Origin of the sequence: Mycolicibacterium komossense, assembly GCF_025822605.1 — a bacterium.
Classification (GTDB): Bacteria; Actinomycetota; Actinomycetes; order Mycobacteriales; family Mycobacteriaceae; genus Mycobacterium; species Mycobacterium komossense.
In genome coordinates, this window is the sequence record NZ_JACKTY010000013.1 from 13,316 (window position 1) to 30,563 (window position 17,248).

The window sequence follows — 17,248 nt, forward strand, 5'->3', positions numbered from 1 at the left end:
GGCGCGAATGTTAATCGTTATGTGACGGTGGGCGAATACGCCAATAACCACTTGGAGAGCTGGAGGGATTTGAAATGGTTGAGTTCGAGCCATCGCCTGATTAAGGCGATTTCCCGAGTCCTACGCTCCCGGGGCTGGGGACGCAGCACGGGTGCACCGCGCTGCTGTGCATAGGTAGGCAAAGGTCATGGCCTTGGCGTGAATCATTGTCTGCAGCAACATATGTGACCGCGCGAACATTGATTGTAGGTGCCTAGAACTGGTGGGCGCCCCGTATGGGTGGGCCGGAGACCGAGGCGCATGGTTCTGACGCTCGGCTACCCGCGTCGGCGTTGCCTTAAGGCGATCGGAGCGTCGCTGTCGGCAGCAGCTCGGACATGTGTCAAATGTTAATCGACATCACTGTGCCTTTGAAAATTAGCGATAGACACCTAAAGGATTTCTGTGGCCATCTTAATTGAAGTTAATAGCGACTCATTCGTTGCAGAGGTGACGAATATCGATCTGCGCGTCCCACTGTCAGAATCGGAATTCTCGGACATTCATTCGGCATTCAACCGGTACGCGATACTAGTGTTTCGCGGCCAGCCGCTGACGGACGAGCAGCAGCTCGCGTTCAGCAGGTGGTTCGGCCCCTTGGAGGCAGCGCCGAACTACGCCGGAACCGCGCTTCGGCTCCGGAACGAGTTCACCGACATCTCCAATCTTGACCACGCAGGCAAAATCCTCGATCCTCAGGACCGGTTGACGGCGTACAACCTCGGGAATCAGCTGTGGCATACGGACAGTTCGTTCAAGAGACGCCGAGCCAAATGCTCACTACTCTCCGCGCGTGAGGTTCCCCAGCACGGTGGGGAGACGCAATACGCCGACATGCGCGCCGCCTACGACGCTCTGCCCCACAAGCGAAAACTCGAAATCGACGATCTCGTCGCCGAACACAGTATTGCTCACTCCCGCAGCAGGATTGGATTCGACGGATTCAACGACGACACAGTCACGGGCCTCCCGCCGGTGCCGCAGCGAGTCGTCGATCACTACCCCGAGAGCGGCCGCACAAGTCTATTCCTGGCATCACATGCCTCGCATATCATCGGGTGGCACCGTGAGCAAGGCCGCGCTCTGCTCGACGAGTTGATCGATTTCGCCACTCAACCGCAGTTCGTCTACACCCACCGCTGGGCAGTCGATGATCTCGTCGTATGGGACAACCGCTGCACGATGCACCGTGGCAGACCCTACGACTTGACGGAACGCCGCGTACTTCACCGCACAACGGTTTCCGATGCCCTCACGTCGTTCCACGAACGTGCGAGTGCCGACCAGAGGTTGCTGACATCCCCCATGCCCGTTGGAGGTCGTAATGTCTAATCTGCACCCGCCAGAAGGACCGCGACGGCGTCAACGGGCCGGTTGTGGGCGTCTTGTCGTCGTGGGTTGCGGTCATATGGGTTTGGCGATCGTCAAAGGTCTTCGCGCATCGGCACCGAACCGCGATGTCGTCGTCATCGATACGAACAGCGACCGCATCCACGACATAGCAAGCTCCGAAGGCCTGCAGGTTTGGGACACAATGGAACTCACCCACGGTGACTTCGTAGTGCTTGCCATACCACCTCAGGTGTTCCCCGCTTTCGCAGTCACTCACCGCCACCAATTCACCGCCGAGACGGCCGTGCTGTCAGTCATGGCCGGTCTCAGCACGTCGGCGATCAGTGCCGCGTTGGGTTCGCGGCAGGTGGTGCGATCCATCCCGAACACACCCTCTGCGGTCTTCCAGGGGATGTCGGTCTACTTCGCCGGACCCGATGTCGCAGATGAGACGCTGGCGGAGGCTGAAATTCTCCTGCAAGCCATCGGCAAAGCCCTGCGCGTCGACGATGAAGAGCTTGTCAACGATGCCACCGCCCTATGCGGTGGTGGTCCAGCGTTTGTGAGCTACATCGTGGACGCGTTCTGCAACTTCGCTGCGTCGTGCGGATTCAGTGAGGCGGACAGCAAGGAGATGACAGTCCAGGTCTTCGGCGGCACCGCGAGCCTCATCGCAGGAAGCTCGAAGACGCCAATGCAACTGTGCGAGGAAGTGATGACGCCCAACGGAACCACCGAGCGCGGCATCGCAGCATTCGATGCCTTCAACCTCAAGACGTCCGTGGTTGCAGCACTGGCGGCTTCGGCGGAGCGGTCGCGGGAACTGGCTGCGGTGATGGCTGGTGGGGCCCCGACATGACCGAGCAGCAGCATACCGACGAATCACCTCTCGCGGCGAGCAGGCTTGACCCTGGCACTTATCACGTTTGTTTCGAGGGCATTCGGCCCTTCGCTCTTGTGGACAGGCCGGATACATTCCGAGTCAGTCAAGCGGGCCTCGCGCTAGGAAACTACCTGCGCGACAATCTCGGTCCGGGCGAGCTCGCGGGGCGGATCCTTGACGTCGGGACCGGCAGCGGCGCTATTGCAATGCTGATCCGCGAGCTCGGTGCCTCGTCGATCACCGCCACTGACATCTGTGGACGCGCGGTTGCAAGTGCGCGGGAGAATGAGGTAGCGAACTTCGACACACCTGCCATCGACTACTCCTGTTGTGACCTGTTCCCGAAGAGTGACATCGACAGCAAGTTCGACCTTGTGGTCTTCAACCCACCCGGTTGGCGCGAACCGCCCAAAGACTTCACATCGGGCGAGGTGGCTATCAGCCGACAGCTTCATTTGGACGCAATGTTCAACGGGCACAGCGTAATACAGCGCTTCTTACAGAAGCTTCCTGAGCGGCTGGCAGCCGGCGGCCGCGCCATCGTGGGGTTCAACTCGCTAGTGGGTATCGAGGACGTTCTTGCCGCGGCGCGCACAGCGCTGACTCAGTCTACAGGGGCCCGAATCCATACCCAGGTGCTCGCGCGCGTCGAACTGCCGTTGATGTTGTACACCAGCGAGTGGACACATGCGCTAGGCGCGCTGCTGTCCTCATTCGAGCACGGTCGGAGTGAATATGCGGCCACCTATCTGCAGACCAACGACACCATTCACTGGTTCTACGAGATCACCGAAATCACGTTCGATCACACGGGTGATGGCGAGCGGATCGGCGCAGCATCGGCACTCCCCGCAGAACAGGTTGTCCCACAACAAGTTACGCGGTCCTGATCCAATGGTGTCGCTGACTTCCGCGTCGAACGCCACTTGTGATGTGCTCGTCGTCGGTTTGGGCATCATGGGCGCGTCGGCGATGTACCAGCTGACTCAACGCGGAGCATCTGTACTCGGTGTCGATTCAGGCGGGCCGACGAACGAACTGGGTTCGTCACATGGCCAGGGCCGGATCTTCCGCCGCGCGTACTGGGAAGGTGAACATTTCCTTCCGCTGTTGAACCGATCGTTGGTCGGCTGGCGGGAACTACACGACAACTCTCATGACCCGATTGTGTCCGAAAGCGGCGGGCTCTTCATCGGAGCGCCAACATCGACGCTGATCCGCGGATCGCGATCAACCGCGATTCACTGCGGGATCGAGCACGAGTACCTCTCTGCGGCACAGGTTGGCCGACGGTTTCCGGCGTTCTCGGCGGATGCCGCGGCAGTGGCAGTTTACGAGCCCGAGGCGCTCACATTGCTCGCCAACAACGCGCGGCTGACCTATCTGTCACAATCCACACGTCGGGGCGCCAGACTCAGCTATGGGAGCTCGGTGCGCTCGATTGCGGCCGGTGGGCGCGAGACGGTGCTGGTGCGAGGTGACGGCTGGCAAGTGTCCTGCGGCGCGGTGGTTCTTACCGCGGGGGGTTGGATCCCTCAGTTACTTCCGGAGGTTGCACCTTACGTCAAGCCGATGCGCATCCCGGTGTTCAGTTTCGACATAGATGACGGGCTGCACCGCCACATCCGGGCGGGATTCCCGGCGTTTCTGTTCGAAGCGGACTGCGGTTCACTCGCATACGGACTTGCGGAGACTCGTGGTTCCAAAAGCGTTGTCAAGGTTGGCTTCCACAACCGGCAGTTGTCTCCGTTGGACGACATGCACGGGCCGCGACGTCAGCCGCTCGACCAAGAGCGGCTCGACGTGTGGGCGGCCGTCGCCAGTCTGCTTCCTGGCCTCAGGGCGTCGGCGGTGGGGGTGTCCTGTGTCTACGCGATGTCCCGAGACGAGAGTTTCATCATCGGGGAAGCCCAAGCGGTACCGGGGCTGGTTTACGCCAGTGCGTGCTCAGGGCACGGATTCAAGTTTGCGCCTGCCATCGGTGAAGTCCTGGCGGGGCTCGCCCTGGACAAGGATGCGGGCGCCGATATATCAGCTTTCTCGCCCGACCGGTTCGGGGTGGGCGCGCTCTCATGACAACGATTCTGTGATGAAGGGAAAACGATGAATCCATCAGTGGAACAGGATGATTCAGGTGACAATTACTCTCCGGTAGGGGCGGTGGCAACCGCCTCGGAGTCCGATGTCATGCCGGGACTGCCCAGTGACTATCGGCCGTGGCCGGCCCTATGGGCCATGGTGGCCGGAATCTTCATGATCCTGGTCGACTCGACGATCGTGTCGGTCGCGGCCGATGCGATCTGGGTCGACCTCGACACCGATCTCAACTCTGTGGTGTGGGTGACCAGCGGATACCTTCTCGCCTATGTCGTGCCACTTCTGTTATCCGGCCGGCTCGGCGACATGTTCGGGCCCAAGCGCGTGTATCTGGTGGGCCTCGTCGTGTTCACCGCGGCATCTGCCTGGTGCGGGTTGTCGGGATCGGCTGAGATGCTGATCATGGCGCGAGTTGTGCAAGGTCTGGGGGCCGCACTGATGGCCCCTCAGACGATGTCATTGATCACGCGGTCGTTCCCCACCCGGCAACGAGGCACCGCCATGGCGCTGTGGGGCGCCGTAGGAGGCGTCGCCATCCTGGTAGGTCCTCTCGCTGGAGGTGTGCTGGTCGACCAATTTGGTTGGCAGTCAGTCTTCTTCATCAATGTGCCGTTCGGCTTGGCCGCATTGATCGCGGCGCTCGTCTTGGTCCCGAACCTGCCGGCGATGGGTCGCCGAATCGACTACTTCGGAATTCTGCTCAGCGGCGCTGGCCTGTTCCTTGTGGTGTTTGGCGTTCAGGAGGGCCAGCGCCACGACTGGTCACATGTCGGCGAAATCGGGCCGGTGCCTGTGTCGATTTGGGGGTTGATTGGTTCCGGCCTGATCCTGCTGGCGGTGTTCCTCTGGTGGCAGACACGGAGTCGGGATCCGCTGATGACCCTCGCCCTGTTCAGTGACCGCAACTTCAGTGTGTGTAGCGTCGCAGTCGCCTGCATGGGGTTTTCGCTGACAGGTATGGCCGTACCGGCGATGCTGTACGCGCAGAAGTCGCTCGGGTTGAGTGCTACACGCTCGGCGATGCTGCTCATCCCGATGGCGCTCTTCGCGGCAGGCTTGGCCGGGCCCGCCGGCAAGCTCGCCGACAGGGTGCATCCGAGGTACGTCACGGGGTTCGGGTTCGCGATCACGGCCATCGCCTTGGCCTGGCTCGGATATATGGCCGCCGACATGGCCTCCGTTCGCGAAATACTCTGGCCTATATCGCTTGTCGGCGTCGGTAACGCTTTCATCTGGGGTCCGTTGACGGCTACAGCGAACAGAAACCTCGATGTCGACCTGGCCGGGGTCGGTTCCGGGGTTTACAACACCACACGGCAGGTTGGTGGTGTCCTCGGCAGCGCGATTGTCGGCGTTTTCATGCAGCGGCAAGTCGACAGGTACATTCCTGCGGTGCTGCCGCCAGGAGCCCAACAGGCGGCCGCGCATACGCTGGGAGCACTGCCGGATGTAGTTCGTGGCCCGTTCGCTCATGCGATGGGTACCAGCCTCTACGTTCCGGCGATCGCGCTCGCCGTCGGCTTCGTCGTCGTGCAGTTCCTTACCAGGGCCAGGCCTGAATGACCACGGCCATCACCGGCGCCTATGTTGTTTCTGGCCCCCCTCGTCCGATAGCCACTGCCAGCCGTCGAACGTTCCGGACGCGGCTGGTGCAACGATGAGCAGGGCCCTGGTGATCGCCGCGCACCCCGACGATGCCGAGTTCAGCTTCGGAGGCACCGTCGCCCGTCTCGTCGATGCGGGCACGGAGGTCACCTACGTGGTGGTCACCGATGGGGCGCAGGGCGGCGACGATCCGCGGCAGCCTGTCGGCGAACTCGTCGCGATCCGCCGCGCGGAGCAGTGCGATGCCGCCAAGCTACTCGGTGTCACCGATGTGACCTTTCTCGGATTCGCTGATGGGTCGGTGGCGGACTCGCCGGCTCTCAGGCTTGCCCTGACGCGCGAGATTCGTCGGACGCGTCCCGACGTGGTGCTCACACACCAGCCGATGCGCTCGCTGCAGTTTCCGGTCGGCGCATCACATCCAGACCACCTCGCCGTTGGTGAAGCTGCGCTCAACGCGGTGTACCCGTTCGCCCGCAATCCGCGGGCGTTCCCGGAGCTGCTCGCCGAAGGACTTTCTGCGCACCCGGTCTCCGAGGTGTGGATGCCGGGATACGAGTACACCGACTTCCTAGTGAACGTTGATGACACCGCAGAACGGAAGGTCATGGCGATTCTCGCTCACCGAAGCCAGTTCGGCGGAGCTGGCGATCCGCGTTCGGAAATCCAGTGGGTCGTCGATCGGATGACGGCCTACGGGGCGCAGCTCGGGTGTAGCTACGCCGAAGGGCTGAAGCGAATCGTGGTCGATGGTGGCCTCCAGTTGCTGCCGGCGACTTCGTGACGTGTCGTATACCTATCCGGTAGATGACTGGAACGTCCGACGGGGAACGGAACATGCAACGATGGCGGTCGCCCGGTGGCTGGACGCTTGCCTTTCCGGTGGTTGAGCAAAACGGCGGTGATGGAGCTCATTGATCTTGTGCCGCTTGTGCGTTGCGTCGTTGCGGTAGATCTGGTGTGTCGCGCGGGCGCTGTCTGGTGAGGCTTGTCCACCGCTGGCGGTGAGCTGGGACAGCTCGGCGGCCACGGCATCGCGGAGGTCCTCGTCGGGATCGACGTTAACCGAGCAACGGCGGTGGGTGCGGTCGCCCTTTGCTTGGCGCGGTGCGCCTCGAACAGCCGGGAGTACTCCTCGAAGGTCAACCTGTTCTGCTGGAAGGCGTATTCGATGTCGTCCGAAGTGCCGCGCTCGTAGGCATCGGTCGCGACACCGTCGAGGTGCGGAACGTATCCGTCGGTGTAGTGGAGTTTGAGTAGCTCCCGCATCATCGTCGGGGTGTCAATGTGCCCGGCGTCTCGCAGATCGATGAAGACGAGAGGGCTAATTCGCAGGGTTTTGAGCTCGCCGTGGTTCTGGCGTTTGATTGCGGCGATGGTCCGACTTACCTGGGGTTGTGAGACGCCGATTAGCTGAGCGATGAGCGGAATCGGTCGGTGTAGGGCACGGCTTTCGCGCACCACCTGAAAAATGACACGAATCTGAGACAGATCACGTGTGACATGTCTGTGAGACACCCAGCATCGCCCCAGGTCAGTCAGCCGCCAGATGCCACGGAATCCGAGAACCTACAGCTGCTGCTCAACGACGTATTTCCGTGAAGGGACCACCTCCGCGATGCCCGAATCGGCATCACGCACCACTGCTTCGTCGTCGCGGCGGGGCGTCGCCCAGCCAGGAATCCAGCGTTGGCCGGGTGATGCCCAGCGTGGTCGCAAGGTCGCGCTTACTGCGCTTGTCGCGGTACTTCCGTGCCAACTCTGCGGCGGCCAACCGTTCGGCGGCCAGCCGCGCCTCTGCCTGCTCCAGCCGCCGGCCCTGCTCCGCGAGCGATTCCAAACCCCGGGCGAACACGTAGGTCTCGCCTACGACTTCCGGTTCGCCGTGCCGAAGGGGTTCGGCCGCGGCCACGGCAGCCAGGACGTCCTCGTCGCTGCTGTCGCTGTCGACCTCGGGAAGGTCGTACTCGGCGACCAGTTCCGCGGGCGTGCGAACAATCACCCTCACGGCAGCCTCCTGCGTCTCGGCGCGCGCACGCGCGATCTCTTCGGCTGTCGTCGACCGACTGGCCGCCCACGGTGCGACGCACCGCATGTGTAAAAGACTATACCAAAAACCTGCATGTAAATAGGGATGCCACAAAACGGCATTGTGTGTTACCTTTGGGGGGTAGCGACGACACCATCCCCGGAGGCCGCCATGAACAACCACACCCCACCCGCAGGCTGGTACCCCGACCCCACAGGCGCTGCCCAACAACGCTTCTGGGACGGCGAACAGTGGACCGAAGCACTCGCCGCCCCCACCGTCATCACAGTCCCCGTGTACGCGCCACCGGCCAAGGACTGGGCGCAACGCCACCCCGCCTGGACCACCCTCATCGTCTTCTGGATCGCCTGCATGATCTGGCAGTGGGAATGGCTGGTCCCCGTCATCGCCGTCACCGGCGCCACCGTGTGGACCATCCGCTGGATCCAACGCCGCAACGCCCGCCTCGCCGCCGACGCCGACCTCCAAAACCAGCTCCTCGCCGAAGGCGACGAACGCGGCATCTACGGCGACTACCCACCCACCGAAGAACCCGACGTCGACGCCGCCTGACCACCCCGACAAGGAGAACCGATCATGCCTGCCAACCCAAGAACCCCCTTCCGCGCCGGCGACTACCTCACCGCCGGCCAAGCCCACGACGACGCCATCGCACGCCTGGACGCCTTCGACGACACCGCCAAGATCGTCGCCCGCAACGCCGTCAACGAGCTGATCGACCTGCAGAACGGCACCATCACCTGCCACCAGGTCGCCGCCATCGCCAGCGCCATCGCCAACGCCCTCACCGGCACCACCTACGGAGAGACACTCTGATGACCGACCTCACCACTAAGACCCCACCCGAAATCGACGCCGTCATCCACGAACTCGGCTACCAGCGCGCCAAATTGATCGCCCACATGGAAGGGCTGCACACCGCCGCGCACCGCGCCCGCACCGGCCGCTACCCCGACCCCGCCCGCGCCGCCAAACTCGACGCCCACGCTGCCGAATACGCACCACAGATCGCCGCCGTCACCGACCAACTGAAGCCCTACCACGACGAATTCGACCGCCGCGGCGGCTGGACCCGCGCCTACCTGGTTCAAAGCAACGGAGGCCATGTTCACGGCTCCATGCACTGTTCCACCTGTTTTCCTAGGACCAAGTTCGCCTGGCTGACGAACTACAGCGGTCAGGACGAAGTGGAAATCGTCTATGCCGCCGGTGAATTGGCATGCACCATCTGCTATCCGTCGGCTCCCGCCGAGGTCCTCAACCGCATCGGCGAGATCCGCCGGCCCTCCGACCTCGAACGCGAACAACGAGCCGCCGACAAGGCAGCCAGGGATGCCGAGCGCACCGCGGCCGCGGTGGTCGAACCCGCCACCGGCAAGACGCTCTACAAGACCGACCGGGCCGCTTCCAACGCGGCCGTCGCAGCACTGGATAGCCTGCGCTGGTACGGCACCGACCACCCCTCAGTCGACGAATGGGAGCAAACCGTGAACACAGCGATCACCGCCCTCGCCGCCAAACAGGGCCTCGACCCGGCCACGCTCCGAGCCGACTACGAGCAGAAAGCGGACAAGAAGTTCGCCACCACCGCCCGAAAGGCCTTGCGAGAACTCAAGCAGCAGCGCGTGGACATCGTGGTCGACGACCTCATGCCCGGCCTGCAGACCTGGGTTCGGGACAACGGCATCCCGGCATGACCGACATCGTGGTGTTGACCGGGGCTGGTATCAGCGCGCTGGGGGACTCGTAAATCGAGCGCGCCCCCAGCCGCAGGGGGGGAGCGGCTGAGGGCGCATGACACGCCCTGGGGGGAGGGGCGCGCTTCGTCGACGGTAACAGCGCTCCACGACCTTTTCTGGCGCCGACGCCCCAAGAAGTCGTTGGCGGATCCGCGACGGAACGAGCGCCTTCCCCAGGTACTACCTCCATGAACGACGAACCCGTGAAGGAGGGGGCTCTGATGGCCGGCATCGACGCATTCCCACCGTTGATAGCCACGCACAGGGCGAGCACGCCCGTCCTGGCCATGGCTCACCAGATGACCTTCTTTCACACCACCCTTGACCACCACCCATCGGCGGCATCGACGATCTCCAGCAGCAGGCGCACCGCGCCCCACGCCGACACGGCGCTGCAGCTGGCCACACCGGCGGCCCACGGCCAGCTCACTACTCCCGACAAGCAGGCAGCGTTTCTGGCAGAACGCCTGACCCACGCCCGGGAGGAGATCGTCGATGCCGCCACCCCCCACACCACGACGCCGGCACCACACTGGCAGCCCAACGAGGCTGGCGCCCACCGGCTACCTGGCCGCTGAGTCGCCCAAGCCCAGGAACTCCGAAAAACATCCTGAACAGCTACGACGGCACGGCCCCCAGGCTGGCTCGACCGTCACGGCATCGAGTGTCCATACCGCGGCGCCGAAGAAGCCAACAAGGAGCAGGCGAACGGCCGCCTCACGGCGGGGACGTGTCATCAAAGCTGGTCACAGGGGTCGGGATGCGTACGGCGTCGACATCGGCCGTCGCGGCGGCCCACCTTCCCTCCGCCTCGGGGGCCATCACCGTCGGCCCGCCCTCCAAAACCCAGGCGCCGCGGCAATCCATCAGCCACTAGAGGCCACCGAAACCGGTGCCCACCAGGCAAGACGACACGTCCCAGCGGAGCAGGCGCGCCGACACGTCAACCCCGACCATCAGAATTGCGAAAATCGCAACTCCGTCCGTATCCTCGAACCCATGAGCCAGGAAGACATCGCGCGCCGCGTCGCCGACAGCATCCCGGCCGCCCTCACCCAGGCTCAAGTCGCCGACCAGATCGGCCTCACCGACGAGAAGCTCTCCAAGTCCTTGCGCGGCCGCCGCGCCTTCTCCTCCGTCGAACTCGCCCGGCTCGCCGAAGCCCTCAGTGTCGACGTGCACTGGCTCATCACCGGCCGGCCCGACCCCAACCGCCTGGTCGTCGCCGCGCGCCACGACTTCGACCACCAGACCGGCCGCCGCGACGTCCCCGGCCGTGACACCGACCAACCGGTCCTCGACGACATCGCCCTGGCCTACCGCCAAGCCTTTCCCGCGTGGAGCCCGGTCGACATCGCACTCCCCGGCACCGTCATTGAGGTGAAGTCCACACTCGGCCCGAACTTCGTCCGCCGCATGGCCGACCGCCTCGAATCCAACCTCGACGTCGATGTCATCCGCCTGCCAGAAGTCTCGACCGCCTACTCCTTCCATGTCGGACCGTGCAAAGTGATCGTGCTGCAGGCCACCGGAAATTGGTTCCGCGAAAACTGGTCCCTGGCACATGAACTCGGTCACCTCGTCTTCGGCCATCACGCCGACGACCTCGACCCAGCCGAGCAGCGTCACCACGAACTCGTCGCCAACAGCTTCGCCGCCGAACTACTCCTGCCCGAGGCCCGGCTGCGCGACATCAACTGGCATAACCTCACCGAACCAGAACTGGCCGAACTCATTTGGGAATGGGGAGTGTCCACCGACGCGCTGGCCCGACGATTAGAAGGGCTGGGCCTCACGGTGTCCGACACGATCAGCCAGGCGGTGCAGCTGTCCACGCAGAAGCTCCTGCGCTGGCACTGGGCAGGCCAGCACGACCACGGCCCAGACCAGATCACCTCGCGCATGGAAGAAGCTGCCACCCGCCGGTTCCCGCTCAAGCTGCAAGAAGCTCACACCGATCTCATCGCCTCCGGTGCGCTACACAAGGGCACGCTGGCATGGATGCTCGGCATCGATCCGGACGCGTTGGAGGTCGACGAGCCCCCGGCACCCGAGCCGCTCGACACCGACCAGCTGGCCGCAGCCCTAGGCCTGTAAGTGCCCAAGCTCTTCCTGCCCGACAACACCGTCCTGATCAACTTCGCCATCATCAGACGCATGGACCTGCTCGCCGAGCTGCTCAAAGGCCAAGGCGCATGGTGTCTTTCCATTGCCCGGGAGTGCCGCGACTCGCAGGCCTTCCATCCAGATCTCGAACAGGCCGGCGCCATCTTCGGCCCACCGCTCATCCCCGACGGCACCGAGATCATCGACGCCCGCATCCTGCGCGAAGCCATGGCCAGCCCAGGGGAGCCGGCCACAAAGCACCTCGGCGAAGCCGAGACGATCGCCATCATCAGCGCCCGCCGGCTCGACGGCCTCTTCCTCACCGACGACGGCGGCGCCGCGGCCCTAGCCCGCCGCCATCAGATCACCGCCGTTAGCACCTGGGATTTGCTTCGCCTGGCGCACAAGGCCAACAAGGTGACCCGCCCGGTGCTGACCGGATATCTGCGCACGCTCAAGGGCGCCGGCCGCGGCCAACCACGGGACATCACCAGCCTCGACGACCTCACTCCTTGGCTTCCTGCACCCGAGTAGTCACCCTCGGTACATGCCCGACTCCAGGTCGAAGGATCGTCAGCCGCCGAAAAATGCTGCCGGACCAGGGGCGACGGCACGTCCCGCCTGTCCGGTCGATCGGTCGCCAGCTGGATCATCCGGGTGCGCGCACCGCGCGTTCGGCCTGGCCGCACCGAAGAAGCCAACAAGGAGCCGGCGACGGCACCGCACGCGGCGGGGGACATGTCATTGACCCTGGTCAGCGGGGCGTCGGGGCGTCGGGGCGTCGGGGCGGCCACGAGCACGGTGTCGCCGCGGCCGCCGGCATCCCACAGCGGCCAGCGCCTCGCCGGCAGCTCCGCCGACATCCGACGGCCGGCCGGACCGCTCCCACACCTCGTGCTCCGCGGTGTAGCGCCACGGTCGGCGGAAGTACTCCACGACGTCCCGCGGCCCGGGCAAGAAGTCCAGGGCGACGAGGACCTCCGCGAAGAGGCAGATCTCGTCGAAGTCGGCGAACCGCCGACCATCTAGCTCGGTCGCGGCTCGACGAGCCCGCGCCAGCACTGCTCCATCACCCATGCCTGAAGCCAAGCACCACCGCCCGCCGCCCAGCCAGCCCTGCACTGATAACCCCCCTCATCGGCACGGCTTCTACCTGGGGCAATGGCACGTCCCAGCCGTATGGCCCCGACGGCGCCGACTTCCTCGAGTCATGACGCCGGGCCCGTGCCCGCGACACCCACTGCGCCCACCACATGGCTGCCACCAGGAGAGATGACACGTCCCCGCAGCGACGCCCCCGCGGGCCAACCCCTGCAGCTCGAACCGCCCGCCCGGCGAACACCCGCGGCCGCCGGCTGGCGTATGCCAACGGCGTGCGCTGCGGGAATAGCACGTCCCATTGCGACCGGTCTCGGTATCGCAAATGCGAGCTACCGTGCTGAGTACCCGAAAGCAGTCGACGGACGAGGATCCCCGCTATGTTCCGAGTGCTTCATGCCAGCCACAACGGCCACCTGTACAAGAGCCACGTCCGCGGCCTCGGCGACATCGCCGACCTCGTCCGCGAAGCCCACCTGGAAACACTGACCAGCGCCGACGGCGAGATCGACTTCTGGCTCACGCCCCCCTCACATCAGCGGATTAACCGCAACGCCACCGAAATCTTCCTTCATACCTCCACATTCGGCGCATCGACCGTGCCGTTGCTGCGGGGGATCGTCGTCTTGGCGACGCACACCTCCGACGGCGAGCTCGTCGGCCTCACCGAGGCACAGATGGGCCGCCTCATCGAAGCGCGCGACAGCACGACATGGCGTCAGGATCACGTCTTGTCCGTGCGCTACGGACGAGACCAGCGTCGCCGCCGGCGCGCCGACAATGCGGCCGCCGCGCGCTCGAACGCGTCGCTGTCGTGGCTCGCTCGGTAGCTCGAAAGACGAGCGCTGATGCCGAGATTGATGAGCGTCGCACTAACCACTAACCACTAAGCAGGTGCGCGCCGCCATAAGACGGTGATTCGGCGGGGCGGGTGGCAAGTCCTCAACCCCGGCGATCTGATTACCCTGTGCCCAATGGTGCGTGGCCGCCGGGCGGCCGAGCCGTTGGAGTGAATCGTGACGGGCGAGGTCGTGTCCACCCGACGCGAGCAGCTCGACCGCATCACACCCGAAGATGTTGGAGCCGAAAGCTTCCCGGACATGACGACAACCGAGTTCATCGAGCTCTTCACCGCCATGACGGCCTCGGCCGAGATCACCTGAGTCGAGTGGCAGTATCCGAGAGAATGCCGAGACTGTGGCTGCACCGATTACTCGGCCTGCGCCACGCCGCACGGCCCATGCGCCTGGCGCGTCTCCTACGACGACCACATCGGAATCTGCACCTCCTGTCGACTACCCGAACACGCACTCCCAACGACAGCAGGCAGCGGATGATCAACTCCAACAGCGACGGTGAAAGACAGGCCATGGCGCGGGGCGCCGATCAGCCTCCCCAAGAGCTGACACAGGCGCCCCAGCCGGGCAAGCAGTGGACGTGGTGGGTCGCCGAGTAACGCGGACGGGGCGCGCCGAGACAAGAGGGCCTATCCGGTGCTGGGTCGTCGCTGATTCAGATGCTCGAAATGATTCGGACAAGGACCGGGAAGTCTGAAGTGGTTGGCTCGATCAGTGAGCGCAACAAGCTGAGTCGGTGCCGGCCGTCGTCGATCGTGAACGTTTCCGCGTCGATGTAGAGGGTCGGCGGATGGTGGGTCCAGCGGGCGGCTTCTCGCGCCGCGATGCTGGGATGTCGGTCCGTCCATGTGGGAAGCCCGGCGATGTACTGGGTGTAGGCGGTGTAGCCATCGGCTGAGAGTGTCTGGTCGAATACGGCACTGGAGTGAGCGGATTCGGCGGCCGCGTGCGCGATCTGGACGATGTCGCCACCGCTGTCGAAGTGCGGTTTGAGATGGTCCCGGAGGAGCTGCTGATACTGGCGGGTCCAGAACATCTTGGCGTTGGTGTCTTGATCACTGTGGTTGGGGCCGAGCAGTTTTCGCATGCCGTGTTCGAGCGTCTCGTATTCGACCTTGCCGAGTCCGTGCGGGTAGGGCAGCTCGCTGACCGGGATTGCGGTGTATCGGGTCGACATTCTGTGGCGAGTCTATACCGCACATTAGGGAGGTAACATGCGCTAACCTCCGTTTAGGTGGCGTTTTCCCTAGAAAGGTGCGGTATGAAGTGGCCGGCGCACGGACGTGAGACCCGACCATGGGTTCCTCGCGGCCGACAGGGCTCCCGCGACGACCGAACCCTGGGTGAATACGACGCGACCATACCTCCCACCATCGCCGACCTCACCTACGAACCAGCCGGTCAGATCGCCCGCACGCATGACGCGGCGCTGATCGAAGTCTCGCGCCTAGAAGCGGGGTGGGGCCAATATCTCCTGCCTGTTCGGGACTTCCTGCTGCGCAGCGAGTCAGTCGCCTCCTCGCGGATCGAGCAGGTCGACGCCGGGTGGCGCGCGTTCGGAAAAGCCGCCGCCGGCGGAAAGGCCTCCGATGCGGCGCAATCCCAGCTCGCCGCCGTGGAGGCACTACGCAACCTGGTCACCTCTGCCGATCGCGGCTCGATCGGATTGCCCGCCATCCTGCAGGCGCACGAATTGCTGATGGCAGCGGACCCGTACGCCGATGAGCCCGGCCAATTGCGTACCGTGCAGAACTGGATCGGTGGCAGCGACTACTCACCGCTGGGCGCGGATTACGTGCCGCCGCACCCAGATCGGGTAGCGGCGTTGATGGATGACCTACTGGTGTTCGCCGCGCGCGATGACCTTCCTGTCGTAGCCCAAGCGGCGATCGTGCACGCACAGTTCGAGTCGATCCACCCGTTCATCGACGGCAACGGCCGACTCGGGCGGGCGGTGCTGTCAGCGGTGCTACGCCGCCGCGGATTAACCCGAGTGGTGACGGTGCCGGTGGCCTCGGCGATGCTCGCCGACACCAACACCTACTTCGCCCGGCTGGGTGACTACCGGCGCGGTGATGTCGACACGCTGGTCGGGTATGTGGCGGCCGCGGCCGTTCACGCTAGCGCTGCAGCGCAGGAGTCTGCTCGCCGGTTGGCCGAGCTCCCGCAGCGCTGGAGGCAGCTGGCCTCGCCGCGCGCCGGTTCAGCGGATGAAGCTCTCATCGACGCACTACTGGCGACGCCCGTGCTCGACGCGCAGACCGCTCAAACCCTCACCGGGACCATCGATACCAGCACCTATCGGGCGTTGGGGCGGTTGGTCGAGTCAGGGGTGCTTGAGGTGCTGCCAGGGGGGTCGCGGAATCGGTTCTGGGCGGCCAGCGACGTACTGGCCGAGCTGGACCGGTTGTCCGAGGCGATCGGACGGCGCCTGGATTCCTAGGCGCTGGAACCGCCGTCCGATCCGCATCGCAGATCGGCTGGCGCACCCCGGATTGTCGCCGGTGATCGCCACAGTCAGGAGCTCAGAGATGGCGCACCAAACTGGAACCGCTGTCCGCACTGGTTCTGAACAGGTGAAACGACATGTCCCCAGAGTGGTCCCCCGCCTGCGCCGCGGCGGCACGGGCCGGACAGATGAGAGTGTGAACACCTCGAAGCCCGGCGGCGGCAGCTCAACTCAGTGTCGTCCGCCCCCCGTACGCTGCTAGCCACTCGATAGCTGTGCAGATCAGCTTTTACTTGGCATCACCATAAGGACACGCGATGAGCGCTGACGGCTTCTGGGACTCTCCCCAGGGTCACGAGTACCGGCAGATGTGGCGGAGGATGACCACTGCGTTCGGCGTGGTGGCCACCCGGCCGCGAGCCAAGGGTTCCAGTCGTGCAGCACAAGAGCGTGACCTGATCGAGGCTGCCGCACGAGAATTCGAACACGCATATAGGGGCGGCAGCTGGCCGCGGCAGAGGGCAGATGTTGCGCTCGATGTCTGGGCGGTGGGCATGAAAGACACCCCGCAGCCGCAAAATTTCGCCAAACGGTTACTCGATCAGCTCGGGACCGTCGATGGTCGCACGCCGATCGTCTATCGAGATGATCGACAAGTCACCATGCTTTACGTTCGAGTTGACGAAATCGCCTCGGCTACACCAACTATCCATTTCGCCGCGCAGCGCGCGGCCGTCATTCGCGACGAGATACGCAGAGGGCCAGCCGACGAAGCTCGGCAGCAACAATTCCATGAACGTCAGCGCGAACTGGAGGACGCGCTGGAAAGGGCGCAAGACTGGGTCACCGACTACCGGGGTGACACCTCGGAAGTCGGCAAGAAGTTCTTGTCGCCGGTTCCTGAAAAGTAGACCGCTGAGGGTCCCGCAATCTTGACCCACCTGGTGGTTTTTTGGAGGGATGCGTTCGGTGGAGGATTGGGCAGAGATTCGG

General features: G+C 64.3%; 21 protein-coding genes. 18 read left to right on the forward strand and 3 right to left on the reverse strand.

Annotated features, from left to right (window positions below):
- The first annotated feature begins 444 nt into the window (after positions 1-444).
- From H7J73_RS04435 to H7J73_RS04465, 7 genes are all read left to right on the forward strand, one after another.
- Positions 445-1,371: a TauD/TfdA dioxygenase family protein gene (locus tag H7J73_RS04435; RefSeq protein WP_264066029.1), complete on the forward strand. Its 927-nt coding sequence runs from the start codon at positions 445-447 to the stop codon at positions 1,369-1,371.
- On the forward strand, positions 1,364-2,230 hold the full coding sequence (gene proC / locus H7J73_RS04440) for a pyrroline-5-carboxylate reductase (protein WP_264066030.1): 867 nt from the start codon (positions 1,364-1,366) through the stop codon (positions 2,228-2,230). The genes H7J73_RS04435 and proC overlap by 8 nt, the downstream gene beginning before the upstream one ends.
- Positions 2,227-3,144, forward strand: coding sequence for a methyltransferase (locus tag H7J73_RS04445; protein WP_264066031.1), 918 nt, complete (start codon positions 2,227-2,229; stop codon positions 3,142-3,144). Before proC ends, H7J73_RS04445 begins: the two co-directional genes overlap by 4 nt.
- A 7-nt stretch (positions 3,145-3,151) precedes the next feature.
- Entirely contained in the window at positions 3,152-4,330 is a 1,179-nt protein-coding gene (gene solA / locus H7J73_RS04450) for an N-methyl-L-tryptophan oxidase (protein ID WP_264066032.1), read from the forward strand.
- An 84-nt stretch (positions 4,331-4,414) separates the two neighbouring features.
- The gene (locus tag H7J73_RS04455; protein WP_264066033.1) at positions 4,415-5,914 is read left to right on the forward strand and encodes an MFS transporter; all 1,500 of its coding nucleotides are present in this window, start codon (positions 4,415-4,417) and stop codon (positions 5,912-5,914) included.
- Positions 5,915-6,008: 94 nt separating this feature from the next.
- Complete coding sequence (locus H7J73_RS04460; RefSeq protein ID WP_264066034.1) at positions 6,009-6,740, forward strand: PIG-L deacetylase family protein; 732 nt, start codon at positions 6,009-6,011, stop codon at positions 6,738-6,740.
- A 204-nt stretch (positions 6,741-6,944) separates the two neighbouring features.
- Positions 6,945-7,154: a hypothetical protein gene (locus tag H7J73_RS04465; RefSeq protein ID WP_264066035.1), complete on the forward strand. Its 210-nt coding sequence runs from the start codon at positions 6,945-6,947 to the stop codon at positions 7,152-7,154.
- Between the two features lie 435 nt (positions 7,155-7,589).
- On the opposite strand, the gene H7J73_RS04470 is transcribed toward H7J73_RS04465, so the two are convergent.
- On the reverse strand, positions 7,590-8,051 hold the full coding sequence (locus tag H7J73_RS04470; protein ID WP_264066036.1) for a hypothetical protein: 462 nt from the start codon (positions 8,049-8,051) through the stop codon (positions 7,590-7,592).
- A gap of 105 nt (positions 8,052-8,156) precedes the next feature.
- Here H7J73_RS04470 and H7J73_RS04475 point away from each other — a divergent pair, with 105 nt between their 5' ends.
- The 6 genes from H7J73_RS04475 to H7J73_RS04500 all read left to right on the forward strand — a co-directional run bounded on the left by H7J73_RS04475 (position 8,157) and on the right by H7J73_RS04500 (position 12,385).
- Positions 8,157-8,558, forward strand: a complete 402-nt coding sequence (locus tag H7J73_RS04475) for a DUF2510 domain-containing protein (RefSeq protein WP_264066037.1) — start codon at positions 8,157-8,159, stop codon at positions 8,556-8,558.
- Between the two features lie 24 nt (positions 8,559-8,582).
- On the forward strand, positions 8,583-8,822 hold the full coding sequence (locus tag H7J73_RS04480; RefSeq protein ID WP_264066039.1) for a hypothetical protein: 240 nt from the start codon (positions 8,583-8,585) through the stop codon (positions 8,820-8,822).
- Positions 8,822-9,703 carry a hypothetical protein gene (locus H7J73_RS04485; RefSeq protein ID WP_264066040.1) on the forward strand — a complete coding sequence of 294 codons (882 nt, stop codon included), beginning with the start codon at positions 8,822-8,824 and terminating at the stop codon, positions 9,701-9,703. The genes H7J73_RS04480 and H7J73_RS04485 overlap by 1 nt, the downstream gene beginning before the upstream one ends.
- 230 nt (positions 9,704-9,933) lie before the next feature.
- Positions 9,934-10,323, forward strand: coding sequence for a hypothetical protein (locus H7J73_RS04490; protein ID WP_264066041.1), 390 nt, complete (start codon positions 9,934-9,936; stop codon positions 10,321-10,323).
- 421 nt (positions 10,324-10,744) lie between these two features.
- Positions 10,745-11,842 carry a helix-turn-helix domain-containing protein gene (locus tag H7J73_RS04495; protein WP_264066042.1) on the forward strand — a complete coding sequence of 366 codons (1,098 nt, stop codon included), beginning with the start codon at positions 10,745-10,747 and terminating at the stop codon, positions 11,840-11,842.
- Positions 11,843-12,385: a hypothetical protein gene (locus H7J73_RS04500; RefSeq protein ID WP_264066043.1), complete on the forward strand. Its 543-nt coding sequence runs from the start codon at positions 11,843-11,845 to the stop codon at positions 12,383-12,385. It begins immediately after the preceding gene.
- A gap of 207 nt (positions 12,386-12,592) precedes the next feature.
- Here H7J73_RS04500 and H7J73_RS04505 read toward each other — a convergent pair whose 3' ends face one another.
- Positions 12,593-12,928 (reverse strand): hypothetical protein, encoded by a 336-nt coding sequence (locus H7J73_RS04505; protein WP_264066044.1) that lies wholly within the window; start codon positions 12,926-12,928, stop codon positions 12,593-12,595.
- A 401-nt stretch (positions 12,929-13,329) separates the two neighbouring features.
- Between H7J73_RS04505 and H7J73_RS04510 the strand changes: the two genes are divergently transcribed.
- The 3 genes from H7J73_RS04510 to H7J73_RS04520 all read left to right on the forward strand — a co-directional run bounded on the left by H7J73_RS04510 (position 13,330) and on the right by H7J73_RS04520 (position 14,405).
- Positions 13,330-13,779, forward strand: a complete 450-nt coding sequence (locus H7J73_RS04510; RefSeq protein WP_264066045.1) for a hypothetical protein — start codon at positions 13,330-13,332, stop codon at positions 13,777-13,779.
- A 186-nt stretch (positions 13,780-13,965) separates the two neighbouring features.
- Positions 13,966-14,112 carry a hypothetical protein gene (locus tag H7J73_RS04515; RefSeq protein WP_264066046.1) on the forward strand — a complete coding sequence of 49 codons (147 nt, stop codon included), beginning with the start codon at positions 13,966-13,968 and terminating at the stop codon, positions 14,110-14,112.
- A 23-nt stretch (positions 14,113-14,135) separates the two neighbouring features.
- Positions 14,136-14,405, forward strand: coding sequence for a hypothetical protein (locus tag H7J73_RS04520; protein WP_264066047.1), 270 nt, complete (start codon positions 14,136-14,138; stop codon positions 14,403-14,405).
- A 56-nt stretch (positions 14,406-14,461) separates the two neighbouring features.
- On the opposite strand, the gene H7J73_RS04525 is transcribed toward H7J73_RS04520, so the two are convergent.
- Positions 14,462-14,983: a hypothetical protein gene (locus H7J73_RS04525; protein WP_264066048.1), complete on the reverse strand. Its 522-nt coding sequence runs from the start codon at positions 14,981-14,983 to the stop codon at positions 14,462-14,464.
- Positions 14,984-15,067: 84 nt separating this feature from the next.
- Here H7J73_RS04525 and H7J73_RS04530 point away from each other — a divergent pair, with 84 nt between their 5' ends.
- Together H7J73_RS04530 and H7J73_RS04535 are read left to right on the forward strand one after the other, a co-directional pair.
- Positions 15,068-16,249 (forward strand): Fic family protein, encoded by a 1,182-nt coding sequence (locus H7J73_RS04530; protein ID WP_264066049.1) that lies wholly within the window; start codon positions 15,068-15,070, stop codon positions 16,247-16,249.
- A gap of 323 nt (positions 16,250-16,572) precedes the next feature.
- Positions 16,573-17,166 (forward strand): hypothetical protein, encoded by a 594-nt coding sequence (locus H7J73_RS04535; RefSeq protein WP_264066050.1) that lies wholly within the window; start codon positions 16,573-16,575, stop codon positions 17,164-17,166.
- Positions 17,167-17,248 lie beyond the last annotated feature (82 nt).